The organism is Bacteroides sp. RTP21281st1_H5_RTP21281_210402 (genome assembly GCF_040918965.1).
Classification (GTDB): domain Bacteria; phylum Bacteroidota; class Bacteroidia; order Bacteroidales; family Bacteroidaceae; genus Bacteroides; species Bacteroides congonensis.
The window spans coordinates 78,948-92,093 of the sequence record NZ_JBCOWR010000014.1; the positions used below are offsets into that span (position 1 = coordinate 78,948).

Sequence of the window (13,146 nt, forward strand, 5' to 3'; positions counted from 1 at the left end):
TATTACATTTCTTGTTTACAGTGCAAAGATAGGCGCAACGGAGCAGAGCGCCTATCACTTTTGTTTCAAACGCTGTAAAAGATGTTACTTTCGGGTTAATAAGTACTCAGTTTTATGTCGGATACGGTGACTTCGCCATTGGAGCAGAAGACAGACCACGGGTTCTTGGCCAAATCGTAGATACGGTTGGTGAAAGCGTATCTGCCGTTGACATAGACTACACATACGGATTGTTCGGTGTAGGCTTCGATGTGATATACATTGTCTGCGGCCGGAACGATGGTACGCTCTGTGATAGAAAGCGCATCGTTCCATTCGCCTGTCTTTTCATTTACTGCTACTTCTTTCATTTTCAGATAACCGTACTTATCTTCAATAAAGATACGCGCCTTTTCTTCCTTGTCGCTGCAATCTACAAACGACAGTCCGAATACGGCATCGGTTCCTTCGGGGACAGTTACGGTCATTGTTATCTTATTCTGGTTTCCCAAGCGGGCGAAACGGACAAAGGAGTTCGTCTTTAAGGTATAGGAAGAAGCGGCAGATGTAACCTCTCCTACTCTCGCCTTTTCGGTCAAGGCGACTGGTTGTGAGTACTTGGCGGAGATGGCTTGCGGGACGTTCAGGCTTAATGTGCCGTCTTCGTTCTGAACCAGTTTATGAGCTACCAAGGCCCCTGCCCAATCAGCGTTGCCTGTTGTTCTCCTGCCTTCGCGGGTGGCACACCAGCCCCAAAGATAGCGGTTCTGTCCGTCGCTTGCCGTTTTGCCTGCATAGAAAGAAGTAGCTTCCAGTTTTCCTTCGTCAGGAAGGGTGGACGGGTATCTGTCACTGGGGAGATTCATCAATTCGTCCAGTGTACTTGCGTAGAAGTATTGCACCATGCGGGTGACGTCCTTATCGGAGTAAATCATGTACCAATAGTTACCCATCTTGAATACGTCGGGACATTCGTAGAAACGTCCCCATATATTCGTAAAGAAAGGTGCTGCCAATGTCCAGTTGCGAAGGTTGGTCGAGGTAAACTGTGCAATCACGCTCTTACCATCTTTCAGGGTTGAAATCAGCATCCGGTAAAGCTGCGCGTCCTCATCATAAAAGACATACGGGTCGCGGAATTCGTTCTTGTCATATCCTTGCTCCACGGGGGAAGGCAGACGGAAAGAACGGTCTTTAGTCCATGTCCTGCAATCTTTGGAAGTGGCCAGCAGAATCACTTCGCGGGGCTCGGCGGATTTGTGTCCGGTATAGAAAGTATAATAGGTCTTGCCGGCCTCATCATAGATTGTACTTCCTGTGCCGATGGCGGGGTCGTCTTCTACTGCCGTGCCACAGGGGATGGCTTCACGGAAAGAGGTGTAGTATGCCGCGTCCGTGGTTGCCAGTTCGTGGATGGGATGGTAAATGGTAGAGTTGCCGTCGCGGTCGTCTTGAAGATAGAGGATGCGAAACTCCTTGCTCACGGGGTCGAAAAAAGGCATCGGGTCGCCTACATAACCGACATAGGGTTTATAGTAGGTACTGTAATTACTGGGTTCTGTCGAACTGAAGAAGGTCGTTGTTTCGTCCAGGTTCTTATCTGTTATCACCGGGGCGTTGTCGTCGCTGCAAGCAGCGAACGACATTGACATACCCAGTATTGAAGCTATTACTATCATAGTTTTCATAATTTTCTTTTCTTTCTGTTAGATTAAACGATGTCACTTACTCAAATAATCAATCGCATTTTCCGTCATTCTCATCACATTGTACTGATATTGATTACCGGAATTATTCTCGTCATACCAGTCATAGAATGGAGTGCCGATACAGATGGCTCGGCCTGTTGTCTTTCCTGCAACCGTGCGCGGAGTAATTTCCGCAATGACAATTCCGTCTTTATCATCTCCCTCGGTTCCGGCGTAGCCCAAATCAATGCCACCAGTGCTATTCTTCCAGTTTTCTACTGATTGGTAATCGCCCCAGTTAGGACCGATATACCAACGCAATGTACGATTGGTGCAACGATAACCGGTATCTGTCAATTTAACCAATGAACCGTTTTCGACAGATAAGCCTTCAAAGATAGCATGGCTTTCATGACCGGCTCCGATTACGAAACTGCCCGGAGCATCCGAAGTGTAATCCGGTTTGGAATCAGGGAATGTGTTGTTAGGTCCTTTCCCGTCTGCCGGAATCATCCAGCGGTCACCGATATATTTCAAACATTCACCTGTCAGCAAGAGATTTCCACCATTTGCGTAATAGTCTCTTATCTTATCTTTAGTATCCCAGTTCAAATCCGGCCAACCGTCATTGCTGTCATGGAACCAAACCGTCCGGAAGTTTGCCGGAGCAAGTGTCACATTGCCATCTCTTATCTCAAGGTAAGAAACATATCGCGCTCCCGGAAATTTCTCCAGCATCCATGTAGCCGCCGCTTTTTCTTCTTCGGGCAGTTCGGCAACCGTAGTAGCCAAACCAACAAATGCCATCGGTTCCACCGATTTCACTTTCTCTACTGTGACGGTATAGGTAGCCACGTTCAGGCGGTTCGTCACTGTATATTCTTTCGGAGTAGTGAAATCGAGCGTAGTGCCGGACAACGGACTTACCGTGGCCCCATCCGGGACAGTCACTATTGGCGACAAAGCCGTCACGTCTACATCATCGAGTACATATACCAGAATCGTCTTGTCCGTTTCATTGATTCTACCGGCAGACTCTCCTATCATGAACTTGGTAATCAGCGGTTTGTCCGGTTCCACGGAAATCGTATAGTTCATGAATACATTGCCATTGGTGACTTTCACTACCACCGGCATGGTAAAGTTGACAGGTTTGCCACTTTCGAGACTTGCCGAAGCGCCTTCGGACAAAGTGAATACAGGCACCAGGTTAGTTATGTCAGTATCGTCCGTCACATGTACCTTTATCGTTTTCGCCTGATTATCCTGTTCTATGATAAAGCGGTCGTTTCCCTGGATACGGAAAGAAATAATCCATGCATCACCGTTCAAGGCAAAAGAAGTATCATCGTCATCACTGCATCCGGTTGCGGAGAAAGCCAGCGCAACCAACAGCATCATATATATTTTATTAATCAAAGTCTTCATCGTTTCCTGTTTATTAATTATCCCAACCATTATTTTGCTGATACAAACCACCGCTATAATTTATCTGTTTCTGCGGTATAGGCAGATATTCATTCTTTCCGGCCGTGAAGTTTGCGTTCGAGTAGTATGAACGGCGACCGGCTTCCGAATGGTAATACTGATTCATGACCGTTGCGGCGTCTCCCCAGCGAACCAGGTCGAAGAAACGGCTTCCTTCCAAAGCCAGTTCCAGACGGCGTTCCCATTTAAGGTCCCTCATTGCGGCGCTTTTATCCGACCAGTCGGCTACCGTATAAGGGGCTACATTGAAATTTGCTCCGTAATCAAAAACAAGCGTTGTGCTACGGGCCGCACGGTTACGTATATCGTTGACCAGCGGCAGGGCTTCCGACAGCCGGTTCAACTGAATCAGGGCTTCAGCACGCATCAGTACCACGTCTGCATAGCGCAATACGATACGGTTCATCGAGTTAGCTACAAAAGGAGAGTTTACTTTCTTCAAGCAAGAGCAGTCGGGGTCTACGTTTTCTTTCAATGAAGAGTAGAGTCCGTAGTATTCCTGGTCGTTGCGTGTCCATGATTTGTCGAAAGTATAGTTTACGTTATACTTATAAGGGAATCCGGGGATGGCTACCGTGTGGAAGAGACGGGGGTCGTATTCACTTTGGGCATCGTAGTTGTCCTTGGCGTTATAGCTATCGAACAACGGTTTGCCGCTTTCGGTACGGAAAGCATTGACAAGATTCTGGCTCGGTTTCTGAAAGTCACAGCATCCGAAGTATTGGGGAGCTGTCAGTTCATTCCCAAAATTCAGATTGCCATACATCGTATTGTCATCCTGTGAGTACTGGACTGCCCAGATGGATTCTTTTCCGTTTTCGTATTGCGGCAGGAAGTTGTAGGCGAAATCTTCTTCCAATCCGAAACCGCCGGCAGTCATGATGGCGTTATCGGTATAAGTCAATACCGCTTTCAAGTCGTCTTCGTTAACTTCGGTCACTTCGTTCTTTTCGTTTTGGCGGTAGGCTTTATAAAGCATGGTCTTTGCCAGGTAGGCGGAAGCGGCGGCTTGTGTGGGACGGCCTTTCTCTACTTGGGTGTCGGGCAGATGGTCGTAGGCGAACTTAAAGTCATCGGCTATCTTTTGCCAAAGCTGGTCATTGGTATACTGGCGGTTAGAAATCTTGGTGTAGTCCGTGGTCGGGATGGTTTCGTCCACATATACGATGTGCTTGAACATTACTTTCAGCAGGAACATATAGTGCCCGCGCAGGAAACGCATTTCACCGATACGTTCGTTTTTCTTCGGGTAGGTGGCTTCGTCCATTCCGTCCAGTGATTTCAAGGCGGCGTTGGCACGTGCTACGCCCGAGTAGAGGCGATACCAGATATCATCAAAAGCCCAGTTGTCGGTAGTCATGCCTGTGGCTATCTCCAGAAAGTGGAAATGAGAGCCGTCTTCGGAGTTCGCTCCGCCTTTGTAAGCGTCGTCCGCACGGACATTGCCGTAGGGCCAAAGGCTGAAAGGGCTGTTCATGTCCTCGCCGGAAACCATGTGGGCGTAGGCGGCAATCACAAGATTGTCTACATTCTCGGGGTTGATGGTCTGCCCTTCGTCAGAACTTCCCTGCAAATCTCTGTTCAGGAAATCGTCGCAACCGGTAGTGCCTATCAGAGAGGCGGCCAAGAGCAAAGAGGATATATATAGTTTCTTGATTTTCATGATTCTTGTTGTTTAAAGATGAATGAATTAAAAGCCGATGTTGAAGCCGAATGTCAAGTTCAAGGGGATTGGATAGCCGAAGTTCGGATTTTCGGGATCCATGCCGGTGAAGTTCTTGCTCTTGATGGTGAGCAGGTTCTGTGCGCTGAAGTAGAATCGCAGGCGTTCCATCTTGATTTTCTTTGAAAGTTCCGTCGGCAGTGTGTAGCCCAGTTGCAGATTACGGAGTTTCAGGTAGGAACCGTTTTCGATATAGTAGCTTGAGATTCTTTTTTCGTTATTCAAGTCTTCAAGGCAGACGGCGGGAATGTTCGAGTTCGGATTCTCCGGAGTCCATGCACCCAGCAGGCGGGTTCCGCGGTTGGCGTTCATGTCGCCTACCGACCAGAAGTCGGTGTTCTTCTTCACTTCGTTGTAGACATCGACGCCTTGTACGCCTTGCCAGAACATGGTGAGGTCGAAGTTTTTGTATTCCAAATAAATATTCAAGCCGTAGGTGAAGTCGGGATTCGGGTCACCAATCCATGTCTGGTCTTTGGTGTCGATGACTCCGTTATTATCCAGGTCTTTGTAGCGGATACGTCCGATGCCTTTTCCTGTCTGGTCGGCATGGTTATCTACTTCTTCCTGAGATTTGAAAATACCGTCGGCGATATAGCCTGCTCTCATATTGATGGAATGTCCGATAATATTCATCACCCCGTCACCGCCGAAGTCACCGGTAGAAGCTACTTCACTGGGAACGAACAGGATTTTGTTGCGATACAATCCAAGATTCGCATTTATGTCATAACTCAATCCGAAAGCTGTTTTGTTACGATAGCCCAGGTGGAATTCGAAGCCTTTGTTCTCCATCGAACCGGCATTCCGCCACTGACCGCCACCTTCGCCAAGAATAGCGATGTAAGAGGGTTTAATCAGAATGTCTGTCGTTTTCTTGTAGTAGTATTCGGCAGAGCCGTACAAGGTTTGGTTGAACAGGCTGAAATCAAGACCGATGTTGGTTTGAGTGGTTGTTTCCCATTTGATGTCGTCGTTTCCTATTTGAGTGCGGACAAAGCCGGAAGGGAGCAGTCCGCCGCCGTTGTTGCCGGTAATATCATAAGAAGTGCCGTAAGTGGGGGGATTACCTGTGCCGTATTTGGATTCGTAGATGGAATAGCGGGCATAGTTCTCAATATCCTGATTACCAGTCTGTCCCCATGCGGCACGAATTTTCAAGTCGTCAATTACACTTCTGGTCTTTTCCATAAATGCTTCTTCGCTGATACGCCATCCCAGGGAGACGGAAGGGAAAGTGGCGTATTTATTGTTGCTACCGAAACGAGAAGAGCCGTCACGGCGGAGCGTAAATGAAAGCAAATATTTGTCAGCGTAGGAGTAGTTCAGTTTTCCGAAGAAGGAAACGAGAGAGAAGCCGCCTGCACCACCGCTTGCCTGTGATTGTCCGACGCCTGCGGACGGATACATATAGTCGGGAGTCAGGATGGCAAATCCTTCGCGGTAGGCAGCAAAGTTGATGTCGTCTTCACGGTTCAGCTCCATACCAGCCATGACGTCGCCACGGTGTTTGCCTATCTCCAGTTCGTAGGTGGCAACGGCGTTCCACATCCATTTGGTGAAGTGTTCCTGTTTCATTTCCACTGCGTCTTTGTCGCTGTTCAGAAAGCCGGTGTTGTAAGGGAGCGTGAAGTTGCGCTGGTATTTCTGTGCGTAGTCCAAGCCGAAGGTGGAACGGATATTGAGTCCTTTCAAGGGGTTCAGGTTGACGTATGCGTCACCGAAGATACGCCAGTAGGTATAGCGGTTGTTGCGGTTGTCGTAGACTACACGCGCTACGTTCTGGCGGTCGGGCATGGTGCTGTTGGGGCCGCCCCAGTTAGTTCCGTCTACCGTGCGCACGGGAATCATCGGAAGGGCAATCATTGCGTCGCTCATTATATTACTTGGGGCTTGCACTTCGGTGGTACGGTTGAGGGTGAAGTGTTCACCGATGGTCAGGAGATTACCTATTACTTTATAATCGCTATTGATACGGGCGGAGATGCGGTCGAAGTCGGTGTACTTTATCAGACCGTCGTTCTTATAATATCCTAAAGAAAAGAAATAGTTGCCGCGTTCCGTACCGTTACTCAGCGAGAGGTTGTATTGCTGGATAAAGCCGGTACGAGTGATTTCGTCGAACCAGTCCGTATCGCCGATGGCGATTGTATTGGCTTCATCTATGAATTTGGGGACGTAGATGTTGTTCAGTACGGGACGTCCTTCGGCATTGTATCCCCAGTCGTATTGATAGCCGATAGAGTTGGCGTTCGGATTATTGCCGCTGTTCACGTTGGCTTGCCATAAGGTACGTCCGTATTGTTCGGTATTCATCATATCGAGTTTGGACTGGTACATGGAAGCGGATACTGAGGCGTCGAAGTTGATTTTGACTTGACCTTTCTTGCCTTGTTTGGTGGTGATGATAATTACACCGTTAGCAGCACGCGAACCGTAAATTGAAGCGGAAGCAGCATCTTTTAATACTTGGATGGATTCGATGTCGTTTCCGTTCAGTTCGTGCATACCGGCTTTGGACGGTACTCCGTCGATAATATAAAGAGGGTCGTTATTGTTCAGCGTACCGATACCGCGGATGCGGACGGTGGCGGAACCGCTCGGGTTACCATCGGCTGTAATGTTCATACCGGGGACACGTCCTTGAAGGGCTTTCACAGGGTTGTTCTCACCTTGTTTCTGAATCTCGTCTACCTTAACGACGGAGACTGCTCCGGTCAAATCGGCTTTGCGCTGGGTGGTGTAGCCCGTCACTACGACTTCATCTACCATCTGTGTATCTTCTTCTAATAGTACACGGATAGAAGCAGCCGCTTTCACGGTCATCGGTTTATAGCCGATATACGAAATCTTTAAGGTTGAATTGGCGGGAACGGAAAGGGTGAAGTTACCGTCAAAGTCGGTAATTGTTCCGTTGGTCGTAGCTGTGGTTTCAATGACGGAAGCACCGATAATCGGCTGTCCATCCGTCTTGGAAGTAACGTTTCCCTTCACCGTAATGCCTTGCCCCCAAAGACTAGACATGAAAGCAAACAGGAAACAAACGCTGCTAAGAAGTTTTTTGTTCTTCATAATACTGAGCACTAGTTTAATGTTATTAATTTAAAAGTACGAATTTTCTTTTTATCGATGATGCAAATTACGGTTGATTTATGTCAATCGGCTGAAAGAAATGTTTCAAAGGCTGTTATTTTTGTTGCATGTGCCCTTATTTTTAGGGTTTTATGAGTGTTTCTTCTTGCGGTGAGAATTCTTGAGATTATATTCCCTTATAATACCAGAAAACATTATCTTTGTATAGTGATATGAGCCCCAAAAAGAACGACTCTTCATTTAATATTAAACTCTAAAAAACAAAATTCATGACTAAGCAACAAGCTTTAAAGCTCTTTGAGGAAAGAAGAGTGCGTACGGTATGGGATGACGAACAGGATAAGTGGTATTTTTCGATAGTAGATGTGGTGGCTGTTCTGACGGACAGTGTTGATTCTACGGCATATTGGAGAAAACTCAAACAGCGTCTAAAAGCAGAAGGAAATGAAACCGTGACAAACTGTCACGGTTTGAAAATGCAGGCAGCCGATGGCAAAATGAGACTTACCGACGTCGCCGATACCGAACAACTTCTCCGCCTTATCCAGTCCATTCCTTCTCCCAAGGCAGAACCTTTCAAGCTATGGATGGCTAAAGTTGCCAGCGAACGACTCAACCAGATACAAGACCCCGAATTATCCATCGACCAGGCCTTAATGGATTATAAGCGTATGGGGTATTCCGACAATTGGATTAACCAACGTCTGAAATCAATAGAAATCCGCAAAGATTTAACTGATGAATGGAAGAAACACGGATTGCAGGAAGGTGTCCAATTCGCCACACTCACAGATATTATTTATCAGACATGGTCGGATATGACAGCCAAAGAGTATAAACAATTCAAAGGATTAAAAAAAGAAAATCTACGGGATAACATGACCAACAAAGAGTTGGTACTGAATATGCTTGCAGAACTTTCGACGAAGGAAATCTCCGAAGCCAACAATCCGGAAAGCTTTAACGAACATATGGATATTGCCCATCAAGGCGGAGAAGTAGCACGCAATGCACGATTGGAACTCGAAACCAAAACCGGAAAGAAAGTAATCTCTCCCCTGAATGCAAAAAGTGGTATTCTCTTAAAAGACGAATCAAAAGAAAAATCCAACAAATAAGTAAAATGATATGAAGACAATCTCCAACGAACAACTTACGATTCAAGTATCTCCGCATGGAGCTGAACTTTGCAGTATCTTTGCCAATGGAAAAGAATATCTATGGCAAGCCGACCCTGCATTTTGGAAACGCCACTCCCCTGTCCTGTTCCCCATTGTAGGAAGTGTGTGGGAGAATGAGTATCGCAATGAAGGTATTCCTTATATACTTACTCAACATGGTTTTGCCCGCGACATGGAATTCACGCTTGTTTCTGAAAAAGAGAACGAAGTATGTTATCGTCTTACCAGCAATGAAGAGACGTTGCAGAAATATCCGTTTCCATTCTGTCTGGAAATAAGTTACCGTATTCATGGGAAGCAAATTGAAGTGATATGGAAAGTTAAGAATACCGGTGAAAAAGAAATGCATTTTCAGATTGGCGCGCATCCTGCTTTCTATTGGCCGGACTTTGATGCTGCCACTTCGGAAAGAGGTTTCTTCGGATTCGATAAGAAAGAAGGGTTGAAGTATATTCTTATCTCTGAAAAGGGATGTGCAGACCCTTCTACTGAATATACGTTAGAGCTGGCGGATGGATTGTTACCACTTGATATACATAGCTTTGATAAGGATGCTTTGATATTGGAAGGTGAACAGACTCATAAAGTCACGTTATATAATAAGGAGAAGAGAACTTATCTAAGCCTGCATTTTGATGCTCCAGTGGTAGGTCTTTGGTCACCGCCTGCAAAGAATGCTCCTTTCGTATGCATCGAACCCTGGTATGGGCGTTGCGACCGCGCACACTATACAGGTGAATATAAAAATAAAGACTGGATGCAACATTTACAGCCGAGTGAGATATTCCAAGGGAGATACACGATTGAAATAAATGAGTAATTGATGAATAGCCGACAATATTCGAACCATATCATACCTAAAAGTAGCTGCCGGATTCGTATCCGACAGCTACCCACACCTAATTCTAATCAACAAAACCTAACTTATAAACCTAATCTATACACTTTTAATGAATCAACATTGAATGCTCCCCCTTTACTGTAGAAACACATACGGTTGTATGGTTCCGTCGGAAAAACGAGGTTAGTCATAGCTATCTTTCCTCCATTCAGAAAGACTTCTACCGAACACTTATCAACAAAAATATCCAAAGTATATTTATTCTCTTTCCTTATAGGCGCCCATGTAGCCAACGCAAACTCATCCATATAATTAATCGAAATCGTTTTTCTACGGTCATGGGCTTCCAGTTCATGGGGTACACTGTTCTTTCCGAAATCTACAATACCACTTTTTGTACGGTCCATTACGAGTTTCTTCTCCGGAAGATTGAAATAGACGTCAACCTTTTCACCTTTACCATTAAAAAGGCTGAATCCCATAATCTCCGCTTTCCCGGCAGTAACATCCAGTACAAGTTCATAAGAACCTTCATTATCAGTTAATAAAGAATCAACGTGATAATCTTTGGTAACGGCGAAAGCGGGAATCTCTTTACTTTCTTTCCGCAACATTTTTACTTCCGCTACCGGAGTGGCGGAAAGATAAATGTCATCGTCTTGTGTGTACAATCCCAATTCACGCGGCAATGCATTGGCACTGCGGAATTGTTTCGTCGGAACAATGTGGCAATATTGCCGGTTATTCATCCAAGGGACGACAATCACCCGTTCTTCTGTATTTGAGAAGCAAGCTGTAACATAGTGGTCTTTTCCCCAATCCAGCCATTTGGTGACATTAGGCTGATTGTCACAAATAAAATTCGTCCCGTCAAAGTCTCCTATAAAATACTGAGTTGCACTACCGCCGAAGTAACAGCCCGGATTTACATTGACTACCAAAGCCCATTTCTTACGACCGATATCTCCATCTACGGGAAGTTCCACCATATAAGGATATTCAAATAGACAAGGCTGAACTCCGTATCTTTCCCCGAAGCTGCTCATATACTTCCAATCCTTCTTATCTTTGGAATCATAAAAACTTATTTCTTTACCGGCAGACACGATCATCACCCATTTGTTCTCCGATGCATACCAAAAGACTTTGGAAGCGCTGAATATCTCCATGTCGTCGGAAAAGATGTGTTCCAACGTATCACGGGAAGCAGCCGGCACCAAATACTCCCAATGCATAAGATCTTTGCTTACAGAATGTCCCCAATACATATTTTCCCGTTTGGAATCGGGGAAATCGTATTGAAAATAGATATGATACTCTCCATCTTTATAGGATAATCCGTTAACATCGTTCATCCAGCCGTAAAGGGGAGCATGATGGTAGACAGGACGAAACTTATCAGTATCGGCTGTATCTAACGTACCGTTTGTGTGGCAACAGGTCAGTCCGCAGGAAACTGTCAACACAAGTAGCATACCTTTACATAGTTCTATCCAAGGGGTTGTTCTCATAGCAACAAAGCATTCTTTATTTATACAAACTTCTAATCAAAGATAAGACGAAGGCAAAGATAGGGGGTATCTTTGCCTTCATCTATAAACTTTGTTTCAAAGGATGTCAATTTTGATACAACCGGCAGGCAGCTTATAATAAAACCCGACACTAAAATTATACAGCGGATATGCCTTATCATAAATGATTTGCCCCGATTCATCTTTGGGCTCATAGTCAGGGCGGAGAGTCGTTTCGAATTCCTCACGCGGATAAACATAAGAACCATCCTCATTCTTTTTATCCAAGTCTATATAGGTATAAAAAGCTTTATAAGGGTCGCTGTCCCGCAAATTGCCATGTCCCTGCAAATGATTCCTGCCATTCTCCTGTTGGTCAATATGCGCTCTTGTTCCGGCATACATGATGACAACCTCTCCTTCCAAAGATTGCTGACAGGTCAGTACAACTTCATCCTTCTCGATAGTTATGTTGGTTATCTCCTGACGGTTGTCCGGCCGATAATCATTCAGATACACTTCAAAACCATAATCACGGATTTTGGGTAATGTATTCACGTCAAACACCAAAGGCGGCACAGGTACATGAAACTTGATACGTATCTGATTGGGCTGGCTTGTCCGCTTTATTGCCACCGGTTGTAAAGGTTTGAATTCCTTCTTTTTGATTTGCGTCTGATAATAAACCTTACCCAACATCTCCCCGTACCAACGATAACCATTCGCATCGAGATGCCCGCCCCTGTCTGTCATCGGATAAATGGGGCCCGCACAGATAATATCCGGATTTTCGTTAGCCGCCTCAAGTTGTGCCATAGAAATGGAAAGCGTATCCCGCATATATTGCGCACCGGTCTGATAGGTTATAAATACCGGTTTCTTCTTCTGTCCGTATCGTGACAATATATCATCCTGCATGTTGTTTTTCAACTGCAACAACAATGCTTTGTATTCTTCCCTGTCTGTTGTATTCGGCACATCGGCACGCATTCCCTTATCTTTATTGGGACTGTAATTAAACTCACCCTGCATCCAAAAAATAACCGGGCAATAGAGATTGCTATTCTGGCTTCGGGCAACTTCAGCACCATAATCCAATGAACGGAGAAAGTCCTTATAATAAGAACGTATTTCCGACTCTTTCGACAATTCTTCCACACTGGCACCACTGACGCCTACCGAAGTCGCCAAAATTTTATCCATCTTCGGTCGCTTCAAACGGATATGATTGACAGCCGCCAATAACGGGCACTCGGCTATCGTTCCTGCCGAACGGCTCTTTACATCGTTTCCGGTGCGAAAACTCGAAGCGATATTGCCTGTCAACGGATTAAACACATATTCCCGGGAATTTCCATAGTTTATCCATACCTGATTGCCAATCATATAATTACCTTCCACATTCTCCGTAGAAAGTACCGGATAAGACTGGTGCCCGGTAGACAAACTCTGCCCGTTCATTATTATATGAACATAGGTATCTTTCTTTTCCGTGCCCGGCACTACCGCCTTTTCAACAGTAACCGCTGAAACTAAAGACGGACAGTAGCCAAAGAAGACAAGACTTCCCGCTAAAAACAAATTTCGTATTCTCATATTTTGCTCTATTTAATTCTCAAACAAGCTCAACTATACTTATTTC

At 45.6% G+C, this 13,146-nt stretch carries 8 protein-coding genes; 2 read left to right on the forward strand and 6 right to left on the reverse strand.

All coding sequences use genetic code 11. The features are described from left to right. Nucleotides 1–95 precede the first annotated feature (95 nt). From AB5443_RS19060 to AB5443_RS19075, 4 genes are read right to left on the reverse strand one after another with little or no spacing between them, the layout of a single operon-like run. Nucleotides 96–1,667, reverse strand: coding sequence for a glycoside hydrolase domain-containing protein (locus tag AB5443_RS19060; protein ID WP_368114534.1), 1,572 nt, complete (start codon nucleotides 1,665–1,667; stop codon nucleotides 96–98). A 33-nt stretch (nucleotides 1,668–1,700) separates the two neighbouring features. Further along, nucleotides 1,701–3,095, reverse strand: coding sequence for a DUF4960 domain-containing protein (locus tag AB5443_RS19065; RefSeq protein ID WP_277134169.1), 1,395 nt, complete (start codon nucleotides 3,093–3,095; stop codon nucleotides 1,701–1,703). A 13-nt stretch (nucleotides 3,096–3,108) separates the two neighbouring features. Next, on the reverse strand, nucleotides 3,109–4,818 hold the full coding sequence (locus AB5443_RS19070) for a RagB/SusD family nutrient uptake outer membrane protein (RefSeq protein ID WP_083589132.1): 1,710 nt from the start codon (nucleotides 4,816–4,818) through the stop codon (nucleotides 3,109–3,111). Nucleotides 4,819–4,845: 27 nt separating this feature from the next. Beyond that, nucleotides 4,846–7,950: a TonB-dependent receptor gene (locus AB5443_RS19075; RefSeq protein WP_277134167.1), complete on the reverse strand. Its 3,105-nt coding sequence runs from the start codon at nucleotides 7,948–7,950 to the stop codon at nucleotides 4,846–4,848. Between the two features lie 290 nt (nucleotides 7,951–8,240). Here AB5443_RS19075 and AB5443_RS19080 point away from each other — a divergent pair, with 290 nt between their 5' ends. Next, on the forward strand, nucleotides 8,241–9,089 hold the full coding sequence (locus tag AB5443_RS19080) for a Bro-N domain-containing protein (protein ID WP_073342574.1): 849 nt from the start codon (nucleotides 8,241–8,243) through the stop codon (nucleotides 9,087–9,089). A gap of 10 nt (nucleotides 9,090–9,099) precedes the next feature. Continuing rightward, complete coding sequence (locus AB5443_RS19085; protein WP_277134163.1) at nucleotides 9,100–9,972, forward strand: aldose 1-epimerase family protein; 873 nt, start codon at nucleotides 9,100–9,102, stop codon at nucleotides 9,970–9,972. A gap of 104 nt (nucleotides 9,973–10,076) precedes the next feature. Here the strand turns inward: AB5443_RS19085 and AB5443_RS19090 are convergent, their stop codons facing one another. Further along, on the reverse strand, nucleotides 10,077–11,504 hold the full coding sequence (locus AB5443_RS19090) for a glycoside hydrolase family 32 protein (RefSeq protein ID WP_277134161.1): 1,428 nt from the start codon (nucleotides 11,502–11,504) through the stop codon (nucleotides 10,077–10,079). 96 nt (nucleotides 11,505–11,600) lie between these two features. Beyond that, complete coding sequence (locus AB5443_RS19095; RefSeq protein ID WP_277134159.1) at nucleotides 11,601–13,100, reverse strand: hypothetical protein; 1,500 nt, start codon at nucleotides 13,098–13,100, stop codon at nucleotides 11,601–11,603. Nucleotides 13,101–13,146 lie beyond the last annotated feature (46 nt).

Coding starts and splice junctions, on each gene's coding strand:
- AB5443_RS19060 (WP_368114534.1), bottom strand. CDS start 1,667: ATGAAAACTATGATAGTAATAGCTTCAATACTGGGTATGTCAATGTCG.
- AB5443_RS19065 (WP_277134169.1), bottom strand. CDS start 3,095: ATGAAGACTTTGATTAATAAAATATATATGATGCTGTTGGTTGCGCTG.
- AB5443_RS19070 (WP_083589132.1), bottom strand. CDS start 4,818: ATGAAAATCAAGAAACTATATATATCCTCTTTGCTCTTGGCCGCCTCT.
- AB5443_RS19075 (WP_277134167.1), bottom strand. CDS start 7,950: ATGAAGAACAAAAAACTTCTTAGCAGCGTTTGTTTCCTGTTTGCTTTC.
- AB5443_RS19080 (WP_073342574.1), top strand. CDS start 8,241: ATGACTAAGCAACAAGCTTTAAAGCTCTTTGAGGAAAGAAGAGTGCGT.
- AB5443_RS19085 (WP_277134163.1), top strand. CDS start 9,100: ATGAAGACAATCTCCAACGAACAACTTACGATTCAAGTATCTCCGCAT.
- AB5443_RS19090 (WP_277134161.1), bottom strand. CDS start 11,504: ATGAGAACAACCCCTTGGATAGAACTATGTAAAGGTATGCTACTTGTG.
- AB5443_RS19095 (WP_277134159.1), bottom strand. CDS start 13,100: ATGAGAATACGAAATTTGTTTTTAGCGGGAAGTCTTGTCTTCTTTGGC.